The sequence below is a fragment of the Streptomyces sp. BBFR25 genome, assembly GCF_044590125.1.
GTDB lineage: Bacteria > Actinomycetota > Actinomycetes > Streptomycetales > Streptomycetaceae > Streptomyces > Streptomyces canus_D.
This window is the reverse complement of the sequence record NZ_CP172447.1, coordinates 5,189,496-5,214,539: the sequence shown is the minus strand read 5'-3', so window position 1 is coordinate 5,214,539 and position 25,044 is coordinate 5,189,496. Positions and strand designations below refer to the sequence as shown.

The following is a 25,044-nucleotide window of genomic DNA, read 5'->3' as shown; positions in this document are numbered from 1 at the left end:
GGTGGGTGGACGATGACCAACGGCACCGTGACGACGGAGCTGGACTCCGCGTTGGAGAAGCACCGGCCCGAGCTGACGGGGTACTGCTACCGGATGCTCGGTTCCTCCTTCGAGGCCGAGGACGCGGTGCAGGACACGCTGGTCCGCGCCTGGCGGAGCTACGACAAGTTCGAGGGCCGCTCCAGCCTGCGCTCCTGGCTGTACCGGATCGCGACCAACGTCTGCCTGGACATGCTGACCGCGGGCAACAAGCGGGCGCGACCGATGGACCTGACGGAGGCGACGCCGCTCGCCCAGGCCGCCCTGTCTCCCCGCCCGGACCACACCTGGCTGGAGCCGATGCCGGACGCCCGCGTACTGCCGCAGACCGCGGACCCGGCCGAGGCCGCGGTCGCCAAGGAGTCCGTGCGGCTCGCCTTCATGGCGGCCCTCCAGCAGCTGCCGCCCAAGCAGCGGGCGGTGCTGATCCTGCGCGAGGTGCTGGCGTGGCGGGCGAGCGAGGTCGCCGAGCTGCTCGGCACCTCGGTCGCCTCGGTCAACAGCGCCTTGCAGCGCGCCCGCGCGACGCTCGCCGAGCGGGCGGACCGGGGGGCCGACGCCGCGGTGTCGGACCCGCTGGACGAGGAACAGCAGAAGCTCCTGGAGCGCTATGTCGCGGCCTTCGAGGGGTACGACATGACGGCGCTGACGGCGCTGCTGCACGAGGACGCGGTGATGACGATGCCGCCGTTCGACCTGTGGCTGGCCGGTCCCTCGGACATCACCGGGTTCATGACCACGCTCGGCGCCGCGTGCGCCGGTTCCCGGCTGCTGCCGGTCCAGGCCAACGGGCTGCCGGCCTTCGCGCACTACAAGCCGGACCCGGAGGCGGGCGGCTTCGCGCCGTGGGCGGTCCAGGTGCTGGAGATCTCAGACGGCCGCATCACCGGGTTCCACTGCTTCCTCGACACGAAGCGGTGGTTCCCGCTGTTCGACCTGCCGCTCCGTCTCGAAGCGGAGGCCGACGAGGTCCAGTAGGGCGTGCAGGGCCGGATCGGGGTCGCGCAGTCTGATCCGGCCCCCGGCCCGCCGGGCGGTGAGTTCCAGCCGGGCCAGCAGGTCGACGACGGCGAGCCCCGGCGGTCCCAGACCGCCGACGTCGCAGACGACCACCCCGGCCCGGGTGGCTTCCAGCAGCGCGCGCACCTCGTCGCAGAACCGGGGCGTCTCCCCTCGGGAGACGGGCCCCGGCAGCACGAGTACGGCGGGTGTCACGGCGTCCACGTGCGGTAGACCCGGCGGCCCGGCGGAACTCATCGGTGCCGGGCCCGTCGGGGATCACATTGACCTGAGTGTGCCCTCCGGCAGAGGGTTCGCTGTATGCCCCACATACCCTGCCCCGCCTCCGCCGCGCCGCCCGGAGACCGCTGCTCCGTCCGCGAGGGGGCGCCGTGCAGGGGGTGCTGACCGGGTTCGCGGTCATCGCGGTGGTGATCGGGGTCGGCTATGTGCTCGGCCTGCGCGGACACCTCGGCCCGCAGGGCCGCGAGGTGCTGACCAAGCTCGCCTTCCACGTGGCCTCCCCCGCCCTGCTGTTCACCACGCTGGCGACGGCCGACCTGTCGGTGGTCTTCTCCGCCCGGCTCCTGGTGACGGCCCTGTCCACGGTGGCGGTGGCCGGGGTGTTCGTCGCGGTGGGCGTCGCACGCGGCTGGGGCGTGGGCCGTACGACGATCGGCGCGCTCTGCTCCGGCTACGTCAACTCCGGGAACCTCGGCATCCCGATCGCCGTGTACGTCCTCGGCGACGCCTCGCTGGTGGCGCCGGTGCTGCTGTTCCAGCTGGTGCTGGTGACGCCGGTCGCGGTGACGATCCTGGACCTGTCGCGCGGGGGCGCCGAGGGCCCGCTGTGGCGGCGGCTGCTGACGCCGCTGCGCAATCCGATCGCGCTGGGTTCGCTCGCCGGGGTCGCGGTGGCCGCGAGCGGCCTTCGGGTGCCGGACGCGGTGATGGACCCGGTGACGCTGATCGGCAACATGTCGGTCCCGGCGGTGCTGCTGGCCTTCGGCATCGGCCTGTGCGGCTCCACGATGCCGCTGCGGGGCGTGGAACGGCGGCCGGTCCTGCTCGCCGTCGCGCTGAAGGCGGTGGGGCAGCCCGCGGTGGCCTGGGCACTGGCGTCGGGGGTCTTCGGTCTGCGGGGCCCCCAACTCCTCGACGTGGTGGTGACGTCGGCGCTGCCGGCCGCGCAGAACCTGTACACGTACGCGTCGACCTACGGGGTGGGCGAGCGCCTGGCCCGGGACGCGATCCTGGTGTCGACGGTGGTGTCCGTGCCGGTGCTGGTGGGGGTGGCGGCGGTGTTGGGGTGAGGAGCCTCAGCTCGTGGGGAAGACGCCCGTGTCGATTTCCAGGTCGAAGGGGCTCGGCAGGGTCAACTTCTCGCCGTACTCCACAGACGCCAGGACGCGATAGGTGCCGTCCTCAGGGACCCCGTAAAGCGTGACCGTCGGGCATCCGCTGTGCCAGGGGTCCAGAAGAAGGTAGAGGGGAACACCGGCCCGGGCATATCCCCTGACCTTCTTGATCCGGTCGTGATTGGCATTGCTGCGCGAGGTGACTTCGACGACCAACTCCGCCTCACTCGCATGCACCCTCCTGCCCTGCCGCAACGCCACTCTGGGCACCACGCACAGATCAGGCTGGAAAACGCCCGCAGTCTCCGGGACCCCCAGTCCCAGAGTCTGATAGATGCCACATCCCTCGGGGACAGCGGTGTAGAGACTCAGCTGGAGCAGTTCGGCGGTGTCGTTGTGCGCTTCTGACGGCGGAGGCGCCACGGTGACGATCCCTTCAATGATCTCCACCTTGCTGCCCTCCGGAGCGTCCGTCTCCTCCAGGACACGGACGATCTCGTCCCAGCCCGCCCCTCCGGGGGTCGGCTCGGCACTGAGTGCGCTCATGGCGGTGTCTCCAATCGATGCGTCACCGATCCCAGCATGCCGAACGGGACCGGCACTGGTCTACCGGTCCCGTTCACCCGAATGGGCTGTGACATCAGCGGCCTCCGGCCGCGGGCGCAGGTCAGGCGATACGTTCCCGCACCACCGGCGAGGCGGTGAAGGCCGTGCCGGCCGGGGCCACGTCGTACGCGCCCTCCACCGCCGCGAGCGCGTACTCGAAGCGGTCCGGGGTGTCCGTGTGGAGGGTGAGGAGGGGCTGGCCCGCGGTGACCGTGTCGCCGGGCTTGGCGTGGAGTTCGACGCCCGCGGCGGCCTGCACCGGGTCCTCCTTGCGGGCGCGGCCCGCGCCCAGGCGCCAGGCGGCGACGCCGATGTCGTAGGCGTCGAGGCGGGTCAGGACGCCGGAGGCGCCCGCCTTGATCACGTGCTGCTCCTTCGACATGGGCAGGGCCGCGTCCGGGTCGCCGCCCTGGGCCGCGATCATGCGGCGCCAGACGTCCATCGCGGAGCCGTCGGCCAGCGCCTTCGCCGGGTCGGCGTCCTTCAGGCCCGCCGCGTCGAGCATCTCGCGGGCCAGGGCCAACGTCAGCTCGACCACGTCCGCCGGGCCGCCGCCCGCCAGGACCTCGACCGACTCGCGGACCTCCAGGGCGTTGCCCGCGGTGAGGCCGAGGGGGGTGGCCATGTCCGTGAGGAGCGCGACCGTCTTCACGCCGTGGTCGGTGCCGAGGCCGACCATCGTGGACGCCAGCTCCCGGGCGTCCTCGATGGTCTTCATGAAGGCTCCGGAGCCCACCTTCACGTCCAGGACCAGCGAGCCGGTGCCCTCCGCGATCTTCTTCGACATGATGGAGGAGGCGATCAGCGGGATCGCCTCGACCGTGCCGGTGACGTCGCGCAGCGCGTACAGCTTCTTGTCGGCGGGCGCCAGGCCGTCGCCCGCCGCGCAGATCACCGCGCCGGTGGTGTCCAGGACGTCCAGCATCTCCTCGTTGGAGAGCAGGGCGCGCCAGCCCGGGATCGACTCCAGCTTGTCCAGCGTGCCGCCGGTGTGGCCGAGGCCGCGGCCGGAGAGCTGCGGCACGGCCGCGCCGCACGCCGCCACCAGGGGCGCCAGCGGCAGGGTGATCTTGTCGCCGACGCCGCCCGTGGAGTGCTTGTCGGCGGTCGGGCGGGACAGGGACGAGAAGTCCATGCGCTCGCCCGAGGCGATCATCGCGGCCGTCCAGCGGGCGATCTCGCCGCGGTTCATGCCGTTGAGCAGGATGGCCATCGCGAGCGCGGACATCTGCTCGTCGGCCACCTCGCCGCGGGTGTAGGCGTCGATGACCCAGTCGATCTGCTCGCCGCTCAGCTCACCGCGGTCCCGCTTGGTGCGGATGACGGAGATGACGTCCATGGCCATACCTGGCTCTTCCTAACGGTGGTGCGGGATTACTTCGTGAGGTGGTCGGGGCCGAAGGCCTGCGGGAGCATCCGGGACAGCGGGAGGACACCCTCCGGGGTCTCGAGCAGCAGCTCCGGGCCGCCGAACTCGTAGAGCAGCTGTCGGCAGCGGCCGCAGGGGACGAGTACCTCGCCCGCGCCGTCGACGCAGACGAAGTGCGTCAGCCGGCCCCCGCCCGTCACCTGGAGCTGGGAGACCAGACCGCACTCGGCGCACAGGCCGATGCCGTAGCTGGCGTTCTCCACGTTGCACCCGGTGACGGTGCGGCCGTCGTCGACCAGGGCGGCGGCGCCCACGGCGTACCCGGAGTAGGGGGCGTACGCCCGGGACATGGCGTCCCGGGCCGCCGTGCGCAGCCCCTCCCAGTCGGCCCCGGTCACTTGCCCTGGCCCTTGCGGTACTGCATGCCGTCCGCCTTGGGCATCCGCAGCCGTTGCGCGGACAGGGCGAGGACGACGAGGGTGACGACGTACGGCGTGGCGGAGACGACCTGGTTGGGGACCTCGTTGGTACCGGCGTACCAGGCGAAGACCAGGGCGCCGACGACGAAGGTGATCGCGGCCTTGACGTACTTCTTGCGGATCACCAGCCAGATGGCACCGGCGACCAGCAGCAGCGCGCCGAGCAGCAGCAGGGCGTGCACGTTGGCCGAGCCGCCGCGCAGGTTGAGGCTGTCGGTGTAGCCGAAGAGCCCGGCGCCGATGGCGAGGCCGCCCGGCATCCAGTTGCCGAAGATCATCGCGGCGAGGCCGATGTAGCCGCGGCCGCTGGTCTGGCCCTCCAGGTAGAAGGGGTTGGCCACGATGGAGAGGAAGACACCGCCGAGGCCGGCCAGTCCGCCGGAGATGATCACGGCGAGGTACTTGTACTTGTAGACGTTGACGCCGAGGGACTCCGCGGCGATCGGGTTCTCGCCGCAGGAGCGCAGGCGCAGGCCGAACGGGGTGCGCCACAGGATCCACCAGGTGGCGGGGACCAGGGCGACCGCGAGCAGCGTGAGCCAGGAGACGTTCGTGACCAGGCCCCCCAGCAGGCCCGCGATGTCCGAGACGAAGAACCAGTGCTGGTCGTTGAGGCTGTCCAGCCAGCCGGACAGGCCCGGGATCGAGAAGTGGCCGAGGGAGTCCACCGGCGGGGACTGCTTGGCCGAGCCGCCCTGGTGGCCCTCGAAGGCGAGCGGGGCGAGGTAGCGGGTGGCGCCGAGGGCGAGGATGTTGATGGCCACACCGGAGACGATGTGGTTGACGTTGAAGGTGATCGTCACGATGGCGTGCAGCAGGCCGCCGAGGCAGCCGCCGATGATGCCGACGAGGACGCCGGTCCACGGGCCCCACTGGAAACCGGCCCAGGCACCGAACCAGGTGCCGAGGATCATCATGCCTTCGAGGCCGATGTTGACGACGCCCGCGCGCTCGGCCCACAGGCCGCCGAGACCGGCGAGGCCGATCGGCACGGCGAGCTGGAGCGCGGTGGACATCTGGCTGACGTTGGTGATGCCGTTGGCGCCGGTGATCAGGCGGACGATCGAGGTCAGCGCCAGGGCACCGGCGATGACCAGGAGCAGCACGGGCCACGACATGCGGCGGCCGGTCGGTGGTGCGTGCTCCAGCGACGGCTGGTTGACGTCGGTCGCTGTGGTCGGAGCGGTCATCGGCCGGCCACCTCCTTCTTCGAGTTGTCGGTGGCGCCGAGGACGTGTCCGGCGGCCAGCTCCGCGCCGACGCGGCGCTGCTGGCGGCGCAGGCCCCACTCGCGGACGGCCTCGTAGGAGACGACGACGGAGAGGACGATCAGGCCCTGCATGATGACCGCGATCTCCTTGTCGTACCCGTGGAAGTCCAGCTCGGGGCTGGCCTTGTCGAGCCAGGCCCACAGCAGGGCGGCGAAGGCGATGCCGACCGGGCTGTTGCGGCCGAGCAGGGCGATGCCGATGCCGAGGAAGCCGATGCCGGTGGGGAAGTTGAGGCTGTAGGTGTGGGTGTCACCGAGCAGGATGGGCAGGCCCGCGAGTCCGGCGAGGCCGCCGGAGATGAGCATCGCGGTGAGCACCATGCGCTTGGGGTTGACGCCGCTGGCCGCGGCGGCGGACTCGGAGGCGCCTGAGGCACGCAGGTCGAAGCCGAAGCGGGTGCGGTTGAGGACGATCCAGTAGCCGATGCCGAGGAGGACGGCGAGGACGACCAGGCCGTAGACCTCACCGGCGGCGCCCATGTCGATGCCGGGGATCCAGCCGGACTCGTGCATCTCGCCGGTGGTGTTGTTGTTGCCGATCTTGACGCCGAAGACGTCCGGCAGCCACAGGTAGCCGATGACGGAGGTGGCGATGGCGTTCAGCATGATCGTCGCGACGACCTCGCTGACGCCCCGGGTCACCTTGAGGACACCGGCGATGCCGGACCAGAAGGCGCCGGTGAGGACGGCGGTGAGGAGGAGCAGCGGGATCTGGAGGCCGGCCGGCAGGTTGGCGTGGGCGCCCACGATCGCGGCCATCATGGCGGCGAGCTGGTACTGGCCGTCGACGCCGATGTTGAACAGGTTCATCCGGAAGCCGATGGCCACCGCGAGGGCCGCGATGTAGTACATCGACGCCTGGTTGATGATCAGGACCTGGATGTCGGAGAATCCGGCCTGCTCGAACATGAGGGCGAACGGTTCGACCGGGTTCTTGCCCGAGGCGATCAGGACGATCGCGCTGAGCACGAAGGCCACGGCGAGCGCGATGACCGGACCGGCCACCGCGAGGAGCACGCGCTCCTTGTCGAACTTCTTCATCAGCGGGCCTCGTCTTCCGGAGACTCGGGGGACTCAGGGGCCTCGGGGGACTTGAGCGACTTGGACGGCTGGGACGGCTGGGACGCCTTGGACGGCTTCGGGGTCTCCTCGTCCTCCAGGTGTCCGGAGGCGGCGCCGGTCATCGCCGAGCCGAGCGCCTCGGGGGTGATGGTGGCCGGGTCGGCGTCCGCGACCAGCTTGCCGTCGTAGATCACCCGGAGGGTGTCGGACAGGCCGATCAGCTCGTCGAGGTCGGCGGAGATCAGCAGCACGGCCAGGCCCTCGCGGCGGGCCTCGCGGATGTGGTCCCAGATCGCGGCCTGCGCGCCGACGTCCACGCCGCGCGTGGGGTGGGCGGCGATCAGGAAGCGCGGCTTGTGGCTCATCTCCCGGCCGACGATCAGCTTCTGCTGGTTGCCGCCGGACAGCGAGGCCGCGGTGACGTCGATGCCGGGGGTGCGGACGTCGTACGTCTCGACGATGCGGCGGGTGTCCTGCTGGGCGCTCTTCAGGTCCAGCCAGACGCCCTTGCTGTTGGGCTTCTCGGTGACGTGGCCGAGGATGCGGTTCTCCCAGAGCGGCGCTTCCAGGAGCAGCCCGTGGCGGTGGCGGTCCTCGGGGATGTAGCCGACGCCCTGCTCGCGGCGCTTGCGGGTGGGCAGCGCGGTGATGTCCTGGTCGAGGAAGCGGATGGTGCCGGAGTCGGCGTGGCGCAGGCCGATGAGGGCGTCGACCAGCTCGGTCTGGCCGTTGCCCTCGACGCCGGCGATGCCCAGCACCTCACCGGCGTGGATGGTGAAGGAGATGTCGTCGAGCAGGGCCTTGCCGCCGGGGGCCGCGAGGCGCAGCGTGTCGACGGTGAGGACCGGGCGGTCGGTGACCGTGGACTCGGCGGTCTCCGGCGTGGGCAGCTCGCTGCCGACCATCAGCTCGGCGAGCTGGCGCGGGGTGGTCTCGGCGGGGACGGCCGTGCCGACCGTCGTGCCGCGCCGGATGACGGTGATCTCGTCGGCGACCGAGAGGACCTCGCCCAGCTTGTGGGAGATGAAGATGACGGACAGGCCCTCGGCCTTCAGCTCGCGCAGGTTGTCGAAGAGGGCGTCCACCTCCTGCGGCACCAGGACGGCCGTGGGCTCGTCGAGGATCAGCGTGCGGGCGCCGCGGTAGAGGACCTTGAGGATCTCCACGCGCTGGCGGGCGGCGACGCCCAGCTCCTCGACGAGGACGTCGGGGCGCACCCCGAGGCCGTACCGCTCGGAGATCTCCTTGATCCTCCGGCGGGCCCTGGCGCCGATGCCGTGGAGCTTCTCGCTGCCGAGGACCACGTTCTCCAGGACCGTGAGGTTGTCGGCGAGCATGAAGTGCTGGTGGACCATGCCGATGCCGCGCACGATGGCGTCGGCGGGCGAGGAGAAGGTCACCTTCTCGCCGTCGACCGCGATGGTGCCCTCGTCCGGCTTCTGCATGCCGTAGAGGATCTTCATCAGGGTCGACTTGCCGGCGCCGTTCTCGCCGACGAGGGCGTGGACGGTGCCCTTGCGGACGGTGAGGTGGATGTCGTGGTTGGCCACGACTCCGGGGAAACGCTTGGTGATCCCGGCGAGTTCGACGGCGGTCACCGGTTCGTTGACCGCCGCTTTCGCCGGAGGGCTGCTGGACGCGTCGATGGCGCACTCTCCTGGGGACGGGGGCCGTCTACGCGCGTAGCGCCCCTACGGCATCTAAAAGCGGCGGCGGCACATCGACGCGACGGGGTACGGGGAGGGCGACTTCGAGGACGCTCTCCCCGTACCCCGCCGCACGGCCGGGCCGGCGCGGTTACACGCTGTTCGAGGTGTTGCTGGTGCTACTCAGCCGTTCAGCTGCTCTTGACCTTGATCTCGCCGTCGATGATCTTCTCCTTGGCCGTCTCGATGGCTGCCTGGAGCTCGGCGTCGTCCGCGAACTTCGGGTTGGAGTCCGAGAGACCGACCTCGCCGGACTTCAGATCGCCCCGAACGATACCGGTCTCCGGCTTGCCGTCCTCGACCGACTTCGCAAGGTTGTGGACCGCCTTGGCGACGTCCTTGGTGGCCGACGTCAGGATGAAGTCCTTGTACTTCGCGAGGGCTTCCTGCTTGTACTGGTCGGAGTCGACGCCGATCGCCCAGACCTTGTTGGCGGCGGCGGCCTCGATCACGCCCTGACCGGAGAGACCGGCCGCCGCGTACACGACGTCGGCCTTCTTCTCGATCTGGCCCTCGGCGGCGGTCTTGCCCTTGTCGGGGCTGGAGAAGCCGCCCTCCTCCGCGGTCTGCGTCAGGTACTGGGAGACGACCTTGATCTTCGGGTCGGTGTCCTTGACGCCCTGCTCGTAGCCGGCCTGGAACTTGTGGATCAGCGGGACGTCCACACCGCCCACGAAGCCGACCGTGTTGGTCTTGGTGCTCTTGGCGGCGGCGACACCGGCGAGGTAGGACGCCTCCTGCTCGTTGAAGACCAGGTCCGCGACGTTCTTCGCCTCGATCGTGGCGTCGTCGACGATGCCGAAGGTGGTGTCCGGGTACTTGGCGGCGACGTTCTTCATCGCGGAGGCGTAGGCGTAGCCGATGCCGACGACCGGGTTGTAACCCTGCTTCGCCAGCGAGGACAGCCGCTGCTCCTTGTCGGCGTCGGTCTCGCCGTCGGTGGGCTCGACGTCGGCCGTCTCGTAGCCGAACTCCTTCTTGGCCTGCTCCAGACCGGCGTACGCGGCGTCGTTGAAGGACTGGTCGCCCTTGCCGCCGATGTCGTACGCGATGGCGAGGCCCTTGTCCCCCTTGGACTCCGAACCGGAGTCGGTCGAGGTACCACCGCAGGCGGCGAGGGCGAGGGCCAGGGAGGCGGTCGCTGCGCCTGCGACCGTGATCCGGGAAATCCGGCGCATGTCTGGTGCTCCTGTCGTACAAGCGCCGGGGACGGTTCGGCTGCGGCGCTGGCTTTGCCGCAGATTAACGCGCGTAGACCTGCCTGAAAACCCCTTCTGTCCACCTTGTTATCCGCCCGTGAGCAAGGTGACGCGCAGGGAGGCGGCGGCTTGCCGGACGCGAACGGGAGGTGGCGGAGTGTGACGCCTGGGGCGCCGGTCTCGGAACGCGGAAGCGGACGGGCACCCGGGGTGTCCGTCCGCTTCGTCGGGTCGCGTGCCGTACCGGCGCGGCTGCCGCGGTTACTCCGTGGCGACCTTGATGGAGCCGTCGACGATGCCGGCCTTGGCCTTCTCCACGGCTTCCTTCGCCCCGGGGACCTCGGCGAACTTCGGGTTGCTGTCGGACAGGCCCACGCCGTCGGACTTCAGGTCGAAGGTGCGGGTGCCGGTCAGCGGCTTGTCGCCCTCGACGGACTCGGCCAGGGCGAAGACCGCGCCGTTGATGTCCTTGAGGGCGGAGGTCAGGATGGAGTCCTTGTAGGCCGCGAGGGCCTCCTGCTTGTACTGGTCCGAGTCGACGCCGATCGCCCAGATCTGCGCCTTCGCGGCCGCCTCGATCACGCCCTGACCGGAGAGACCGGCCGCCGCGTACACCACATCGGCCTTCTTCTCGATCTGGCCCTCGGCGGCGGCCTTGCCCTTGTCGGGGCTGGAGAAGCCGCCCTCCTCCGCGGTCTGCGTCAGGTACTGCGAGAGCACCTTGACCTTGGGGTCGGTGTCCTTGACGCCCTGCTCGAACCCGGCCTCGAACTTGTGGATCAGCGGGACGTCCACACCGCCCACGAAGCCGACGGTCTTGGACTTGGTGGCCTTGGCCGCGGCGACGCCGGCCAGGTAGGAGGCCTCGTTCTCGGCGAAGACGAGGGAGGCGACGTTCTTGCCCTCGACCACGGAGTCGACGATGCCGAAGGTGGTGTCCGGGTACTTGGCGGCGACGGCCTTCATCGCCGGGCCGTAGGCGAAGCCGACACCGATCACGGGGTTGTAGCCCTGCTTGGCCAGGGAGGTCAGGCGCTGTTCCTTGTCGGCGTCCGTCTCGCCGTCGGTGGGCTCGACGTCGGCGGTCTTGTAGCCGAACTCCTTCTGGGCCCGCTGCAGACCGGCGTACGCGGCGTCGTTGAAGGACTGGTCGCCCTTGCCGCCGATGTCGTACGCGATGGCGAGGCCCTTGTCGTCACCGCCGTCGTCGCCGCTCTCGCCGCTGGTGCCGCCGCAGGCCGTGGCCGCGAGGGCGAGCGACGCGGCCCCCACCGCGACGCGGGTCAGTCTCGATATCCGACGCATCTGAGGTTCCCCATTCTCCAAAGCCCCGCAGCGGGCGCTCGGTTCGGCGCACATTAACGCGCGTAGAACCTCCTGGGAACGGGATTGCCCGGCGCCGTTATCCATTCGTGCCGCTGGCCGGTTACCGCCCTGTTAACGACCGGTTCGAAGGGGGACTTACCACCGCAGTGCCCGCCGCGCCGCCTACTGCACGGCGTCGATGAGGGCGGCGGCGGTGAACATCTCGACGCCGACCGTGATGGCGTGCTCGTCCACGTCGAAGTCGCCCTGGTGGAGGTCGCGGACCGTGCGCTCGCCGGGCGGGCGGACGCCGAGGCGGGCCATGGCGCCGGGCACGTGCTCCAGGTACCAGGAGAAGTCCTCGCCGCCCAGGCTCTGTTCGGTGGTCTCGACGGCGTCGGTGCCGCGCCGGGCGACCATGGCGGCCTGGAGCAGCTCGGTGCTGGTGACCTCGTTGACGACCGGGGGGACGCCGCGGACGTAGGTGATCTCGGACTTGGCCCGGTACAGGTCGGCGATCTCGTCGATGGCGCCCATCACCAGGTCGGGCGCCTGCCGCCAGGCGTCGAGGTCGAGGCAGCGCACGGTCCCGGCGAGTTCGGCGTGCTGCGGGATGACGTTCGGGGCGTGGCCGGATTCGATCCGTCCCCAGGTCAGCGCGAGCCCGCTGCGGCTGTCCACGCGCCGGGCGACGAGCGGGGGCACGTCGGTGACCACGCGGGCGGCGGCGGTGACCAGGTCGGTGGTCAGGTGCGGGCGGGCGGTGTGGCCGCCGGGGCCGTTGAGGGCGATCTCGAGGCGGTCGCAGGCGGAGGTGATGGGGCCGACCCTGAGGCCGATCCTCCCGGCGTCCACCCGGGGGTCGCAGTGCACGGCCAGGATGCGGCGCACCCCGTCGAGCGCACCGCCCTCGATGGCGTCGGCGGCGCCGCCGGGCAGCACCTCCTCGGCGGGCTGGAAGACCAGCCGCACGGGCCGGGGCAGCAGGCCCTGTTCGTGCAGGGCGGCGAGCACGAGCCCGGTGCCGAGGACGACGGTGGTGTGCACGTCGTGCCCGCAGGCGTGGGCGCGGTCCGGCACCTGGGAGCGGTAGGCGCACTCGGTCTTGGTGTCGGGGATGGGCAGGGCGTCGATGTCGGCCCGCAGGGCGAGCATGCGGGGGCCGCCGGACCACTGCCCGGAGTCGGTGCCGATGTCGCAGACGAGTCCGGTGCCGATGGGCAGCACGCGGGGCTTGAGCCCGGCCCGCTCCAGCCGTTCCTTGATCGCGGCGGTGGTGCGGAACTCCTGGTTGCCCAGCTCGGGGTGCATGTGGAGGTCGCGGCGGAAGGCCACGAGCTCGGCGCGCAGCGCGTCCGGCAAGGTGCCGGGCAGCGCGGATTCACCGGGAGTGTCGGCCTCGGACTCTGGGGACATCAACACGTTCACCCTTTGCAGCGTAGGGCTCCCGGGCGATCGATGGACCCACGATCAACAAAATTCAGCCCGTTAGGGGAAGAAAACTCGGCCGCCCCACGCATAGCCTTCGTCTCGCTTGGGTAAACTCGGCCGCCTTTCCGGCCGAGTCGATCATGAGATCACCGGGAGCGGCCCGACCGCTCCACGGCACCCGTCCTCTTCCCCACGGTTACCACGCGTGGCCCGCTCCACGCGCCCTTACCCCGCGCTCACCACCGCCGACAGCCGGTGCACGTCCCGGGCCGAGCCGGTGACGCCGCTCAGGAATCCGCGGGCCCGCGGTGAGGCCGACTCGGTGAGCCAGGCGGGGTCGATGTCGCAGACGGCGACGCGGACCTCGGTGCCGGCCAGGGCCAGCGGGAGGGTGTGGACGACGGTGGAGGGGAAGCTGAGGACGGTGCGGCCGATCGGGCCGCGCCGGGCGATCAGCTCCAGGGGGAGGTCGGGGCGGACGATCTGCAGGCCCGTCTCAACGGCCAGCCGGTGCAGCTTCTCGGCGCTCTCGCGGCGGTGGGCGAAGTAGCGGGCGGCCCCGTGGGTCTTCGCCAGGGCGCGTACGGCGTCCACGTAGCGGTCGGCGTCGACGACACCAGTCTCCACCAGGGAGGTGCCGACCATGTCGGCGCCCTTGGTGATCCGGGGCGGGCCGAAGCGGGAGCGGGTCCAGCCGAAGTCGTTCGCGGTGACGGTGACGCCTTCGGGGACCTCCTCGATGGGCATGGAGGAGAAGACCGAGACCTGCCGGTCCGGGGTCGGGGTGAGGCGGTGGCGGGCGGAGCGGGAGACCGGGGCGAAGAGCAGGTCGCGCGGGCCGGGGCGGCTGCCCTTGCGGTGCCAGCGCACCAGGCGTTCGCCGTGGGCCAGCTGGGTGACGAACTCCATCGTCGCGGTGCCGTCGTCGACGACGACGAGGTCGTGGGCGCGGGTGATGGTGAGCAGGAGCTGCACGTAGCGGGAGAAGGGGTCGCCCATGACGACCCGGTCCGCCTGGCGCAGCGCGGTGGTCAGGCCGCCGACCGTGCGGAAGGGGGCGGTGGCGCCGCCGCGCGCCTCCTCCCAGCGGATCTCGTGGCCCTCCTTGCGGGCCAGTTCCGCCATGCGGCGCAGCTGGCCGCGGGTCATCGGGTCGACGGGCGAGAGGACCACGAGGGTGAGCTCCGCGCCGGGGGCGCGGGTGTGCGCCCACTCCAGCACGTTCAGCAGTTGTACCGGGCTCTCGACGAAGGCGAGAGTGCGGGGGCCGGCGTTCCCGGCGCGGGGGCTCATCGGTGGGGGACCGTCCCGTGGTGAGTGACTCGGTGGCCGGTGGTCAGACGGTGACGGGCTCGCCCGCGGCGGCGGCGATCTCCGCCTCGGCGACGACGCCGGTGACGCGGCGCAGCTTCTTCATCGGGCCCAGCTCCGAGTCGTAGACCTTCTTGACGCCGTCGCCGAGGGAGGCCTCGATGGTGCGGATGTCGCGCACCAGGCGGGTCAGGCCCTGCGGCTCGACGGAGGCGGCCTGGTCGGAGCCCCACATGGCGCGGTCGAGGGTGATGTGGCGCTCGACGAAGGTGGCGCCGAGGGCGACGGCGGCCAGCGTGGTCTGCAGGCCGGTCTCGTGGCCGGAGTAGCCGATCGGAACGTTCGGGAACTCCTGCTGGAGGGTGTTGATGACGCGGAGGTTCAGCTCCTCGGCCTGCGCCGGGTAGGTCGAGGTGGCGTGGCACATGAGGATGTTGTCGCTGCCCAGCACCTCGACCGCGTGGCGGATCTGCTTCGGGGTGGACATGCCGGTGGAGAGGATGATCGTGCGGCCGGTGGCGCGCAGGGCGCGCAGCAGCTCGTCGTCGGTCAGCGAGGCGGAGGCGACCTTGTGGGCGGGGACGTCGAACTTCTCCAGGAAGGCGACGGCCTCGGTGTCCCACGGGGAGGCGAACCAGTCGATGTTCTTGGTCCTGCAGTACTCGTCGATCTGGCGGTACTCGTCCTCGCCGAACTCCACGCGGTGGCGGTAGTCGATGTACGTCATGCGGCCCCAGGGGGTGTCCCGCTCGATGTCCCACTGGTCGCGCGGGGTGCAGATCTCCGGGGTGCGCTTCTGGAACTTGACGGCGTCGCAGCCGGCCTCGGCGGCGGCGTCGATGAGCTTGAAGGCGTTCTCCAGCTCACCGTTGTGGTTGATGCCGATCTCGCCGGTGATGTAGACGGGGCGGCCGGGGCCGGCCTCGCGGGTGCCGAAGGTGCGGATGCGGGAGTTGGTGCTCATGGCAGGGGGTTCCTTACTTGGACTGGGTGAGCGTGGGGGTTTCGAGCGGGTCGGGGGTGTTCAGCGCGGGGCCCAGGAGCCAGGCCGCGATCTCCCGTACGGCGCCTTCGCCGCCGGGGACGGTGGTGACCGCGCGGGCCGCGCCGCGTACGGCGTCGTGGGCGCTCGCGACCGCCACGGGCCAGCCGACGAGGGCGAAGCACGGGAGGTCGTTGACGTCGTTGCCGACGTAGAGCACGCGTTCGGGCGCGATGCCCTGTTCCTCGCACCACTGCTTGAGGGCGAGGTCCTTGCGGTCGATGCCGTGCAGCACGGGCAGCTTGAGCTTGCGCGCGCGGGCGGCGACGACCGGGTTCACCTCCGTGGACAGGATCAGCATCGTCAGGCCGCTGCGGCGCAGGGCGGCGATGCCGAGTCCGTCGCCGCGGTGCACGGAGACGAACTCCCGTCCGTCGGAGTCGATCAGCACCCGGTCGTCGGTCTGGGTGCCGTCGAAGTCGAGGACCACGGCGTCGATGTCGGCCGCGGTCGGCAGGGCGCCGGGCCGGGCGGCGTCGAAGAAGGGCGCCAGGGCCCGGGCGCGGGCCAGGTCGTGCGGGTCGTCGATCTCCAGGACGCGGGCCGGGTCGGTGCGGACCAGTTCGGTGCGGCCGAAGAAGCGGTGCTGGTGCTTGCGGAAGCCGGGGGCGGCCATGGCGTAGGCGGCGCCGGTCTCCAGCAGGTCCTGGGGGCGGTCCTGGCGGCGGGGGCGGAACGCCTTGTCGTGGTTGACGCCGTGGCCGCCCTCGGCGCCGCCCGTCTCGTCGGTGCCGTCCCGCCAGACGAAGCCGTGGAAGGGGGCGACGGTGACGGCCGTGTCCGCGCCGTCCTCGACGACCGCGCCGGCCACCCCGTCGACATCCTCGCGGACCAGGAAGGGGCTGGTGCACTGCACGAGCAGGACCACGTCGACGGCGGCGCCGTGCAGGGCCTCGTGGGTGTCCATCGCGTGCAGCACGGCGGCCTCGGAGGTGGCCGTGTCCCCGGCGATGGCGGCGGGCCGCAGCACGACCTCGGCACCGGCCGCGCGGGCCGCCTCGGCGATGGCCCGGTCGTCGGTGGAGACCACGACGTCCGTCACGAGGCGGGCGGCCAGGCACTCGCGCACCGCGCGGACCACCAGCGGGACGCCGCCGACGGCGGCGAGGTTCTTCGCGGGCACTCCCTTGGAGCCGCCGCGCGCGGGGATCACGGCGAGCACCCGGCGCACGTCGGCGCCCCGGCCCGCTTCCGGTTGGGACATGGGCTGTACTCCTTGGAGACGGTTCGGGCCGGTCACAGCTCCCCCATCCGCCGGATCACCGGGGCGACGCGCTGGACGCCGTGCCGGTAGGCGCCGCGGGCCGCGCGGCGCACGACCTGCCGCACCGGGCCGGGCGCCCGGTCGGCGGCCGGCGCGCCGGGCAGCGGGGTGCCGTCGGGGGCGAGGTGGTGGCGGGCGAGGATGCCGGGGAGGTAACCGGGCGCGGTGACGGGGGTGTAGTAGGGGGCGAGCGGCGGCAGTCCGCCGGGCCGGGCCAGCAGGGCGGCGATGCGCGCGCGGGCCTCGTCGAAGGCGGTCTCGTAGCCGCCGTCCGCCGCCACGCCCTGCCGGGCGACCCACTCGGGGTCGGGGTCCGGGCGGTGGCCCGCGTCGAGCTGGTCCCAGGAGGCGAGGCAGCCGGAGCCCACGAAGTGGTGGTTGCCGAGCGCCTCGCGCACCCCGAGGTCGCTGAGGACGACCGTGGGGATGCGGCGGTGCAGGGATTCCAGGGCGGCCGTGGAGCTGACGGTGACCAGCAGGTCGGTGCGGTCGAGGACCTCGCCCATGTGCCCGTAGACCAGGCGGAAGTTGGGCGGCGGATCGGCCCGCTGCACCAGCTTCTGGTAGGGCAGTTCCTCGATGTGCGTGGTGTGTTCGCCGGGCTTTGAGCGCAGCTTGAGCAGCACCTCGCGCTCGGGGTGGAGGCGGGCGTGCCGGATCAGCCGTTCGAGGAGGTAGGTACGGTCCTTGCGGCTGTCCGGCACGGAGGGCTGGGCGGCGAAGACGACCGTGTAGGGGCGGTCGCCGCCGGGCTCACCGGCGTAGGCGGCTCCGCCCAGGAAGGGCAGGGCCACCTCGGTCACCGCGGCGGCGTCGGCGCCGACCCCCTCGTACACGGCGCGGAAACGCTCCGCGTCCTGACGGGAGTTGGCGAGGACGAGGTCGGCGCCGTGGCGCAGCAGCAGGCCGTCGGCGAGCTTCTCGTAGACCACGCCGACGTAGCCGGTGACGACCACGGGCCGCTCGGCGCCGTCCTGCCAGACGCGGCCGAGCCCGTGCAGCATCGCCTGGACACCGCCGCCGACCAGGGCGAGCACGAGGACGTCGTAGGAGTCCTCGCCCCGCGCCCCGGCCATGGCGCGCAGGAACTCGACGGCGGTCACCTCGCGGAGCGAGTCCGCGCTGACGCCGACCTCCTGGAGCTGGCGGGCGGTGGGGGTGGCTCGGCCGCGCAGGAGGTAGCCGTCGAGGTGGATCTCCGTGTCGCCGGGGCAGACGCGGGTCGCGGTGAGCGCGCCCCATTTCCACCGGGTGTCGGAGTCCGCCAGGACGGCGACTCTGAGGGCCTTCGTTGCACTTGCTGGCACGTCGTAGACGCTAGGAAGCCATTTCTAGTAACCGCCCAACCGGAATCCAACAAAGGGTGAACAGCACATCGCCGAATGGCTAATCGGCCCGCGCGGGCCCCGGAAAAGCATCCGCTTCACCGCTTCGCCAATCCGCGTTCACCGGGAATCAAGAAACCGGTAAAGCCGAATGCCGGACCGTCGCATAACGTCGCTCACGTGCCCAAGCTCTCCGTCATCGTGCCGTTCTACAACGTGCGGCAATACGCCCCAGACACCCTGCGGAGTCTGCGCGCCAACGCGCGGGACGACTTCGAGTTCATTCTCGTCGACGACTGCTCCACCGACGGGACCGTGGACCTCCTCGCGCGCGCGGAGCGCGAGCTGCCGGGGGCGGTACTGGTCATACACGAGAGGAACGGCGGCCTGGCGACGGCCCGCAACACCGGCATCGACCGGGCGCGCGGCGAGTACCTCGCCTTCCTCGACGGCGACGACTGGCTGGCGCCGGGCCACTGCGCCGACCTGGTGGCCGCGATCGAGCGGCTGGACGTGGACTTCGTGCGCACCGACCACGTGCAGTGCACGGGACGCAACCGCACCCTGCACCGGGTCCCGCACGGCCGCCGCAACACGGCCCTGCGCCCGCGCGACGCGATCCTGCCCGCGCACCGCACCACCTCCGTGGACTACGCCTACGCGTGGGCGGGCGTCTACCACCGCCGGCTGGCCGAGCGCGGCCTGCTGCACTTCACCGACGGCCTGCGCACGGCCGAGGACCGGCCGTGGATCTGGAAGCTGCACCGGGAGGCGGAGTCCTTCGCGGTGACCGGGCTGCTCGGCGTGTTCTACCGCCGCGGGGTGGCGTCCTCGCTCACCCAGATCGGTGATGTGCGCCAGCTCGACTTCATCCGCGCCTTCGACGAGGTGCTCGCGGGGGCGGCCGGCGACCCGGACGCCGCGCGGCTGGTGCCGAAGGCGGTCCGCACGTACTGCGCGATCATCTCCCACCACCTCGGTGCCGTCGAGCGGTTCGAGCCCGCCGTGGCCCGGATACTGAAGGAGCGGAGCGCGGCGGCGCTGCGGCGGATGCCGCAGGAGGCGCTCGACGAGGTGCTGGACACGATGGACGCCGAGCGCGCCACGCGGTTGCGGCGGCTGCGCCGTCGCGCGGCGGCGGGCCGGTCGGCCGAGGGGGCGGCGGCATGACCACACAGATCTTCCAGGCGTCGACGCTGTACGGCACGGCCACGCTCGCCGCGGCCCTGGACTCCGGCTGCTTCGACGCGGCCGACCGGCGGATCCTGCTGGTCACCAACAACGCGGCGACGCCCGAGACGACGCCGTCCCTGGACGCCGCGCCGGGGTTCGAGCGGCTGCGGGGCCGGTTCGACGAGGTGGTGTCGTGGAACGAGGCGATCTACCCCTTCCATCCCGGCGACTGGTCGCCGCGGGCCGGGGACGTCCCGCTGTGGGAGCGGCACCTGCGGCTGGCCTGGGGGCTGGGCGACGACGACGTGGCGCTGGCCGTGGAGTCGGTCCACGTGCCCCCGGCGCTGGGCGTGGCCCAGATCTTCACCGACGCGCCCCTGACCGTCTACGCGGACGGTCTGATGAGCTACGGGCCCACCCGCACCAAGCTGGCCCCGCTTCTCGGCACGCGCGTGGAGCGGCTGCTCCACCTCGACCTGGTGCCGGGGCTCGCGCCGCTGCTGCTGACGGAGTTCGGCGTCGAGCCCGAGGTCGTGCCGTCCGCGGCGTTCACCAAGGTGCTGGCCGGTCTGGCGGACACCGGCGCGGAGCTGCCGGACGTGGAACGGCCCGCGGTGCTGCTCGGCCAGTACCTGTCGGCGCTGGGCATCCTCTCCGCCGAGGAGGAGGAAGACCTGCACGTGCGGATGCTGACCGGCGTCGCCGGGCTCGGGCACACGCGCGTGGTGTTCAAGACGCACCCCACGGCCCCGGCCCGCTTCACCCGGGTCCTGGAGGAGGAGGCCGGGCGGCTGGGGGTCGACCTCACCGTCGTGGAGACGCCGGTGCTGGCCGAGGTGCTGTTCCAGCGGATGCGTCCGGCGCTGGTCGTCGGCTGCTTCTCCACGGCGCTGCTCACCGCGTCCGCGCTGTACGGCCTGCCGGTGGCCCGGGTCGGCACCGAGACGCTGCTCGACCGGCTGACGCCGTACGAGAACAGCAACCGTGTGCCCGCCACGCTCGTGGACGCGCTCCTGCCGGATCTGTCGGACCCGGCCGCGGTCGCCGGCGGGCCGCGGGACGTGGACGCCGAGGAGCTGGCCGCGCTGGTGCGGACCGTCGGGTTCGCGATGCAGCCGAAGGTCCTGCCGGAGCTGCGCCCGACGGCGGAGGCGTACCTGCGCACGCACCTGGACGCCCGCACCTGGCGGTACTTCAAGAAGCGCAGGCTCACCTCCCTGGGCCTGCCGGGCGGCATCCCGGCCCGGCTGGCCTTCCTGCCGCACAACTCCACGGCACGCAGGGTGGTGCGCCGGGCCCGGTCGATCCGGCGCTCGATCGGGCGGTGACGGCGGGCCGGACGTGCGCCGGGGGGCGAGTGTTCACCCGCCGTCCGTCCGGAAGCCACCCGCGGACCGTCGCCCTGGGGCACATTCGGCGTCCGGTCGGAGAACGGTGGAACGCGTGACGAAGCCCCTGACGGGATTGTTCAAGGCACGGCAGCGGGAGGCACCCGGGCCGGGCCCGTACGCCCGGAGCATGCGCCTGTGCGGCGAACACCTCGCCGCGCAGCAGCCCGGGGCCGCCGGGGCCACCGGCCCGCAGGTCCGTCTGACCCGGGCGATCGGCGCCTTCGCGGCCTCCCTCGACGACCCGGCGGCGGACCCCTTCGACGCCCTGCTCCAGGTCGGCGAGCGCGCGCTGGAGCTGGGCGGGGAGCGGGGCCTGGGCCTCGCGCTGGGGATCGCCGAGTCGGCGTCCGGGGTCCGGCTGCGGTCCAAGGGGGCGTGGCGGCTGCGTGGCCTGGCGCTGGACGGGCTGGGCCGCGGCGCCGAGGCGCTGGAGTGCTACGAGCGCTATGCCGCGCTGCTGCCCGACGGCCGCCCGGCGCCCGAGGTCGCCCGCCGGACGCACACCCTGCGCCGCCGCCGGGAGTGCCTGGAGGCGGCCGTCGCGCTCTTCCCCGAGGAGGGCTCCGAGCTGCGGGAACTGCTCGGCGAGCCCACCGCGACCACCGCGGTCCTCGCGCCCCGCTTCGACGCCTACGTGCGGGCGCGGGTGGCCGGGCACGGCGTGGGCGATCCCGCCGTACGGCGCCTGCTCGCGCTGTACGGCGGCTACCGGCGGCTCGTCGAGCGGGCCGGGACGCCCGACCCGCCGCACGACGGCGTCACCCCGGTCGACGTGGCCGGTCTGCGGGGACTGGTCGTGGGGCGGAGCGTGTGCGTCGTCTCGAACGCCGCCGACGTCGCCGGGAGCGCGCTGGGCGCCGAGATCGACGGCTACGACCTGGTGGTGCGCTGCGACTCGTTCCGCATCCGCGCCGAGGGCACCGGGGAGCGCACCGGCCTGCACGCCGTCTCCCTGCGCGGCGCCGCCCCGTGGGAGGGGCCCGCCTGGACCCGGCGGGCCGGGATCCGGCTCGTGTTCGGCGACCCGGCCGCCGACTGGCGCCGGGCCACCCGGGAGCGGCTCGTGCCCGGCGCGCAGGACCACGTGGCGGACGCCTCCCTGCGCCGCCCCCTCAGCGACCCGGCGCTGCTCGGCGAGGACGGCTGGGGTCCGGCCCCGACCACCGCGTTCACCGTCCTCAGGCTGCTGGACTTCCTGGACGCGAGCCCCCGTCTGGACCTCGTCGGCTTCACCCTGCCCGGCCGGCTGAAGCCGCGGGAGGCCGAGTGGGTGCTGGAGCGCGCTGCGCACGTAGACGACAGCAAGATGAGGATCGCCCTGCGATGACCCACTCCTCCCCCGGCTCCGTGTCCCCCGCCGCCGCCTCCTCCGCTCCCACTGCCGCTCCCTCCTCCGCTCCCTCCTCCGCGGACGACCGGAGCACCGTCACCGGCAGGCGCCGGATCGCGTTCGCCGCCCACACCGACCGGGACGGCCTGCCCGGCCTGCGCGCGCTCGTCAGGAGCCTGGCGCTGACCAACCCGAACGTGTGCGAGGACTTCGTCGTCCTGCATCCGGGGCTGCCGGACGCCTCGTTCGACGCGCTCAGGAGACTGCACCCGCGCGTCGTCACGCGCCCCGCGGACGACCGCCGCGCCGTCTTCGCGCTGGAGGGCTACGACACCGTCATAGCCCTGGGCCCCGGCATGGTCGTCCTCGGCGACCTCGGTGAGCTGCTGCGCATGCGCCACGGGATCGGCGCCGTACCGCAGTTGGTGCACGCCGGAGAGGCCGGGGAGCGCCGGGCCGTGCCGCCGGACGGGCTCCTCGTGATCCAGCGCGCCGACGTGGCGGGCGCACCGGCGGCCGCATCGCCCGCCGCCGACGACGAGGGCCTCGCGCTCGGCGACCGCCTGGTCCCGCTCGCCGCGCGGTACGACTTCCCCGCCCGGCGCCTCCACGACGACCTGCCGGTGCCCGCCGACGTGGCCGTGCTGCGCTTCTCCGGGTCGTTCGACGCACCCGGGTACGGTCCGGCCACCGAGGCGCGGCGCCGGTTCGAGATGGGCGACGAGGAGTTCCGGGCCGCCTACCGGGCCCTGCCCGGCGGCAAGCACCCCGATCTGCTGGCCCACCTCGCCCCGCCGCTGCTGAAGGCCCGCCCCTCCCTCGACCTCGCCCGCACGGTCGCCGACGTCCACCGCAGGCAGGGGCGCTACGACGAGGCGGTGGAGGTGCTCGCCCCGGTCGTGGCGGACCGGCTGGACGCGCCGCGCTGCCAGGAGACGCTCGGCCTGTGCCTGATGGCGCTGTCGCGCTACGACGAGGCGGAGGGGCACCTGCTGCTCGCGGCCGCCTCCCCCGACCTCGCTCCCCGCGCCTTCGCCCAGCTCGCCCGGCTGGCCTGGGTGTGCGGCCGGGACGCGGACGCGCACGCCTACGCCCGCCAGGGCCTGGACGCCGATCCCACGGACGCCGGCTGCCACGCCTGGTACGTCCGCACCCGTCCGGACAGCGCGGCCCCGCCCCGGCGGGCCGCGCCCGCGGCCGAGCAGCTCGCGCACGTGGCGCTGTTCGCCGAGGGCAGGGAGAACGCCGGGGACAAGGTCCTGCCGGAGGCCGTGCGCCGGTGCTTCGACACGGACACCGGCCCGCGCCGCTGGTACGAGCAGCCGGTGCACCGGCTGGTCGACGAGGCGGCCCTGGAGCAGCTGAACGAACGGCGCGGAGTGATCGTGGGCGGCGGCGGGCTCTTCCTGCCGGACACCTCCCCCAACGGCAACAGCCACTGGCAGTGGAACGTGCCGGACGCTCTCCTGGCCCGCCTCACCGCGCCGCTGGCGGTGTTCGCCGTCGGCTACAACGTCTTCGACGGGCAGCAGTACCGCAGGGGACGGTTCGCCGAGAGCCTGCGGGTCCTGGTCGAGCGGTCGGCCTTCTTCGGCCTGCGCAACCACGGCTCCATCGACCGGGTCCGCGAGCTGCTGCCCGCCTCCCTGCGCGACCGGGTGCGCTACCAGCCCTGCCCGACCACGGTGGCCCGGCACCTCGTCCCGGAGCTGTCCGGCCCGACGGAGCGCTCCGACACGGTGCTGGTCAACTGCGCCTACGACCGCGCGGGGCTGCGCTTCGGGCACGACTACGGCCACTTCCTCGCCCAGATGGCCCTGGCTCTGAGCTCCCTGCGGGAGGGGGCGGACGTGCGGTACGCGGCGCACATGCCGGCCGACGAGAGGTTCGTGCACGACCTGCGCCGGGAGCACGGCATCGCCCTGCCCGTGGAGCAGCTCTACGACAGGTCCAACGACGAGATCCGCGAACTCTTCCGCCGTGCGCGGCTGGTGATCGGGATGCGCGGGCACGCGGGGATGATCCCGTTCGGCTGCGGGACCCCGATCCTCAGTCTCGTCTCGCACCCCAAGCTCGCCTACTTCCTGTCGGACATCGACCGTCCCGAGTGGGGGCTCTCCGTGCACGACCGGGACCTGGGCGCCCGGCTGGCGGAGCGGGCGTCCGGGCTGCTCGACGACCACGCGGCGGCGGTGGCGGACGTGCACGCCGCGCAGGAACTCCTGTGGAAGACCACGCGGTCGAACATCGAGGAACTCCGCGGCACCTTCGGCCTGTCCTGAGAATCCACCCGGAACACCAAGAGTTCACTTCCCCTGCGAACGGAGTTCGCTTTCTCGCGCCTTCACCGACACCGCCGAATCCGGGAGCGTGGATAGCCTGTTCCAATCCCCGACCCACGATCGTGAGAGGCCCGCGTGCCGAAACTGTCCGTCGTCGTCCCCATGCACAATGTGGAAGCCTTCGCCGAGAGCACTCTGAGAAGTCTCGCCAACAACGCGGACCCCGACTTCGAATTCCTGCTCGTCGACGACTGCTCCACGGATTCCACGCCATGGGCGATCGACCGCTGGGCGAAGGGGCGGAGCGACACCCGGGTGATCCGGCACGAGACCAACCGGGGCATAGCGCAGGCGCGCAACAGCGGGATCGACGCGGCCCGGGGCGACTTCCTCACGTTCCTCGACGGCGACGACTGGTACGGGCCCGGCTATCTCACCGAACTGGTGTCCGTCACCGAGGAGTTGGGCTGCGACTTCGTCCGCACCGACCACGTGCAGGCCACCGGCACCGAACGGGTGATCCGGCGGCCCCCGGCCCGGCTGCGCAACACCGTGATGGACCCGCGCGACGGGATCGCACCGCCCCACATGGAGACGATGGTCGACTACCCCTTCGTCTGGGCGGGTCTCTACCGCCGCCACCTCTTCGACGACGGCGCGATGCGCTTCGCGACCGAACTGCGTACGGCCGAGGACCGGCTGTGGATCTGGCGCCTGCACCTCAGGGCGGCCTCGTACGCGTCCGTGGGCCTGCACGGGGTGTTCTACCGGCGGGGCGTCGCCACCTCGCTCACCCAGATCAAGGACTCCCGCCAACTGGACTTCATCCCGGCCTACGACATGCTGCTGCGGGACCTGTCGCAGGACCGGGAGGCCGAGCGCTTCCTGCCCAAGGCCGTGCGGACGTACTGCGCGATGATCGCCTTCCACCTCGGCAAGGTGGACGAGTACGAGTCCTCGGCCGCCCAGCGGCTGCGGCGGGAGGCGCGGGACGCGCTGCACCGCATGCCCCAGCACGTCCTGGAGGAGACCCTCCGCACCATCGACAGCACTCGCAGCAGGTTGCTCAGCCGCCTGCGTGACGGGCGGAAGGCTGCCTGACC

At 72.2% G+C, this 25,044-nt stretch carries 21 protein-coding genes; 7 read left to right on the top strand and 14 right to left on the bottom strand.

All coding sequences use genetic code 11. The features are described from left to right. Positions 1–12 precede the first annotated feature (12 nt). Positions 13–1,017: a sigma-70 family RNA polymerase sigma factor gene (locus ACGH52_RS23945; RefSeq protein WP_059302205.1), complete on the top strand. Its 1,005-nt coding sequence runs from the start codon at positions 13–15 to the stop codon at positions 1,015–1,017. Here the strand turns inward: ACGH52_RS23945 and ACGH52_RS23940 are convergent. Then, complete coding sequence (locus ACGH52_RS23940; RefSeq protein WP_076975964.1) at positions 910–1,296, bottom strand: STAS domain-containing protein; 387 nt, start codon at positions 1,294–1,296, stop codon at positions 910–912. The two genes, ACGH52_RS23945 and ACGH52_RS23940, sit on opposite strands and share 108 nt — an antisense overlap. A gap of 134 nt (positions 1,297–1,430) precedes the next feature. Between ACGH52_RS23940 and ACGH52_RS23935 the strand changes: the two genes are divergently transcribed. Continuing rightward, positions 1,431–2,351 (top strand): AEC family transporter, encoded by a 921-nt coding sequence (locus ACGH52_RS23935; RefSeq protein WP_361460000.1) that lies wholly within the window; start codon positions 1,431–1,433, stop codon positions 2,349–2,351. A gap of 6 nt (positions 2,352–2,357) precedes the next feature. On the opposite strand, the gene ACGH52_RS23930 is transcribed toward ACGH52_RS23935, so the two are convergent. The 13 genes from ACGH52_RS23930 to ACGH52_RS23870 form a co-directional block, all read right to left on the bottom strand. Then, positions 2,358–2,942, bottom strand: coding sequence for a Uma2 family endonuclease (locus ACGH52_RS23930; RefSeq protein ID WP_076975962.1), 585 nt, complete (start codon positions 2,940–2,942; stop codon positions 2,358–2,360). 121 nt (positions 2,943–3,063) lie between these two features. Further along, positions 3,064–4,341 (bottom strand): thymidine phosphorylase, encoded by a 1,278-nt coding sequence (locus ACGH52_RS23925; protein WP_399942197.1) that lies wholly within the window; start codon positions 4,339–4,341, stop codon positions 3,064–3,066. Positions 4,342–4,376: 35 nt separating this feature from the next. After that, entirely contained in the window at positions 4,377–4,769 is a 393-nt protein-coding gene (locus ACGH52_RS23920; RefSeq protein ID WP_121703835.1) for a cytidine deaminase, read from the bottom strand. Further along, complete coding sequence (locus ACGH52_RS23915) at positions 4,766–6,040, bottom strand: ABC transporter permease (protein ID WP_121703834.1); 1,275 nt, start codon at positions 6,038–6,040, stop codon at positions 4,766–4,768. The genes ACGH52_RS23920 and ACGH52_RS23915 overlap by 4 nt, the downstream gene beginning before the upstream one ends. Beyond that, on the bottom strand, positions 6,037–7,161 hold the full coding sequence (locus ACGH52_RS23910; RefSeq protein ID WP_059302212.1) for an ABC transporter permease: 1,125 nt from the start codon (positions 7,159–7,161) through the stop codon (positions 6,037–6,039). Before ACGH52_RS23910 ends, ACGH52_RS23915 begins: the two co-directional genes overlap by 4 nt. Continuing rightward, positions 7,161–8,780, bottom strand: a complete 1,620-nt coding sequence (locus ACGH52_RS23905) for an ABC transporter ATP-binding protein (RefSeq protein ID WP_210975911.1) — start codon at positions 8,778–8,780, stop codon at positions 7,161–7,163. The genes ACGH52_RS23910 and ACGH52_RS23905 overlap by 1 nt, the downstream gene beginning before the upstream one ends. A gap of 239 nt (positions 8,781–9,019) precedes the next feature. Then, positions 9,020–10,066 carry a BMP family protein gene (locus tag ACGH52_RS23900; protein ID WP_399942191.1) on the bottom strand — a complete coding sequence of 349 codons (1,047 nt, stop codon included), beginning with the start codon at positions 10,064–10,066 and terminating at the stop codon, positions 9,020–9,022. A 282-nt stretch (positions 10,067–10,348) separates the two neighbouring features. Next, a complete protein-coding gene (locus ACGH52_RS23895; protein ID WP_399942188.1) occupies positions 10,349–11,392 on the bottom strand; it encodes a BMP family protein in 1,044 nt (347 codons plus the stop codon). Positions 11,393–11,575: 183 nt separating this feature from the next. After that, positions 11,576–12,808, bottom strand: coding sequence for a M20 family metallopeptidase (locus tag ACGH52_RS23890; protein ID WP_059302216.1), 1,233 nt, complete (start codon positions 12,806–12,808; stop codon positions 11,576–11,578). Between the two features lie 240 nt (positions 12,809–13,048). After that, complete coding sequence (locus ACGH52_RS23885; RefSeq protein WP_059302217.1) at positions 13,049–14,116, bottom strand: hypothetical protein; 1,068 nt, start codon at positions 14,114–14,116, stop codon at positions 13,049–13,051. Positions 14,117–14,159: 43 nt separating this feature from the next. Beyond that, positions 14,160–15,098, bottom strand: coding sequence for an N-acetylneuraminate synthase family protein (locus ACGH52_RS23880; RefSeq protein WP_076975956.1), 939 nt, complete (start codon positions 15,096–15,098; stop codon positions 14,160–14,162). A gap of 13 nt (positions 15,099–15,111) precedes the next feature. Then, positions 15,112–16,380, bottom strand: coding sequence for a cytidylyltransferase domain-containing protein (locus ACGH52_RS23875; protein WP_399942183.1), 1,269 nt, complete (start codon positions 16,378–16,380; stop codon positions 15,112–15,114). A gap of 32 nt (positions 16,381–16,412) precedes the next feature. Continuing rightward, positions 16,413–17,747, bottom strand: a complete 1,335-nt coding sequence (locus ACGH52_RS23870) for a DUF6716 putative glycosyltransferase (RefSeq protein ID WP_076975954.1) — start codon at positions 17,745–17,747, stop codon at positions 16,413–16,415. Between the two features lie 198 nt (positions 17,748–17,945). Between ACGH52_RS23870 and ACGH52_RS23865 the strand changes: the two genes are divergently transcribed. From ACGH52_RS23865 to ACGH52_RS23845, 5 genes are all read left to right on the top strand, one after another. Next, the gene (locus tag ACGH52_RS23865) at positions 17,946–18,935 is read left to right on the top strand and encodes a glycosyltransferase family 2 protein (protein ID WP_121703830.1); all 990 of its coding nucleotides are present in this window, start codon (positions 17,946–17,948) and stop codon (positions 18,933–18,935) included. Then, a complete protein-coding gene (locus ACGH52_RS23860) occupies positions 18,932–20,266 on the top strand; it encodes a polysialyltransferase family glycosyltransferase (RefSeq protein ID WP_121703829.1) in 1,335 nt (444 codons plus the stop codon). The genes ACGH52_RS23865 and ACGH52_RS23860 overlap by 4 nt, the downstream gene beginning before the upstream one ends. Before the next feature lie 115 nt (positions 20,267–20,381). Continuing rightward, a complete protein-coding gene (locus ACGH52_RS23855) occupies positions 20,382–21,656 on the top strand; it encodes a hypothetical protein (RefSeq protein ID WP_399942178.1) in 1,275 nt (424 codons plus the stop codon). Then, entirely contained in the window at positions 21,653–23,941 is a 2,289-nt protein-coding gene (locus ACGH52_RS23850) for a polysaccharide pyruvyl transferase family protein (protein ID WP_399942176.1), read from the top strand. Before ACGH52_RS23855 ends, ACGH52_RS23850 begins: the two co-directional genes overlap by 4 nt. Positions 23,942–24,076: 135 nt before the next feature. Continuing rightward, positions 24,077–25,042 carry a glycosyltransferase family 2 protein gene (locus ACGH52_RS23845; protein ID WP_076975951.1) on the top strand — a complete coding sequence of 322 codons (966 nt, stop codon included), beginning with the start codon at positions 24,077–24,079 and terminating at the stop codon, positions 25,040–25,042. Positions 25,043–25,044: the final 2 nt, after the last annotated feature.

What these genes read in the sequence shown, in the direction of transcription:
- ACGH52_RS23880 (WP_076975956.1), bottom strand. Translation starts at nt 15,098, where the DNA reads ATGAGCACCAACTCCCGCATCCGCACCTTCGGCACCCGCGAGGCCGGC.
- ACGH52_RS23885 (WP_059302217.1), bottom strand. Translation starts at nt 14,116, where the DNA reads ATGAGCCCCCGCGCCGGGAACGCCGGCCCCCGCACTCTCGCCTTCGTC.
- ACGH52_RS23900 (WP_399942191.1), bottom strand. Translation starts at nt 10,066, where the DNA reads ATGCGCCGGATTTCCCGGATCACGGTCGCAGGCGCAGCGACCGCCTCC.
- ACGH52_RS23875 (WP_399942183.1), bottom strand. Translation starts at nt 16,380, where the DNA reads ATGTCCCAACCGGAAGCGGGCCGGGGCGCCGACGTGCGCCGGGTGCTC.
- ACGH52_RS23930 (WP_076975962.1), bottom strand. Translation starts at nt 2,942, where the DNA reads ATGAGCGCACTCAGTGCCGAGCCGACCCCCGGAGGGGCGGGCTGGGAC.
- ACGH52_RS23940 (WP_076975964.1), bottom strand. Translation starts at nt 1,296, where the DNA reads ATGAGTTCCGCCGGGCCGCCGGGTCTACCGCACGTGGACGCCGTGACA.
- ACGH52_RS23925 (WP_399942197.1), bottom strand. Translation starts at nt 4,341, where the DNA reads ATGGACGTCATCTCCGTCATCCGCACCAAGCGGGACCGCGGTGAGCTG.
- ACGH52_RS23915 (WP_121703834.1), bottom strand. Translation starts at nt 6,040, where the DNA reads ATGACCGCTCCGACCACAGCGACCGACGTCAACCAGCCGTCGCTGGAG.
- ACGH52_RS23860 (WP_121703829.1), top strand. Translation starts at nt 18,932, where the DNA reads ATGACCACACAGATCTTCCAGGCGTCGACGCTGTACGGCACGGCCACG.
- ACGH52_RS23945 (WP_059302205.1), top strand. Translation starts at nt 13, where the DNA reads ATGACCAACGGCACCGTGACGACGGAGCTGGACTCCGCGTTGGAGAAG.
- ACGH52_RS23890 (WP_059302216.1), bottom strand. Translation starts at nt 12,808, where the DNA reads ATGTCCCCAGAGTCCGAGGCCGACACTCCCGGTGAATCCGCGCTGCCC.
- ACGH52_RS23895 (WP_399942188.1), bottom strand. Translation starts at nt 11,392, where the DNA reads ATGCGTCGGATATCGAGACTGACCCGCGTCGCGGTGGGGGCCGCGTCG.
- ACGH52_RS23850 (WP_399942176.1), top strand. Translation starts at nt 21,653, where the DNA reads ATGACCCACTCCTCCCCCGGCTCCGTGTCCCCCGCCGCCGCCTCCTCC.
- ACGH52_RS23910 (WP_059302212.1), bottom strand. Translation starts at nt 7,161, where the DNA reads ATGAAGAAGTTCGACAAGGAGCGCGTGCTCCTCGCGGTGGCCGGTCCG.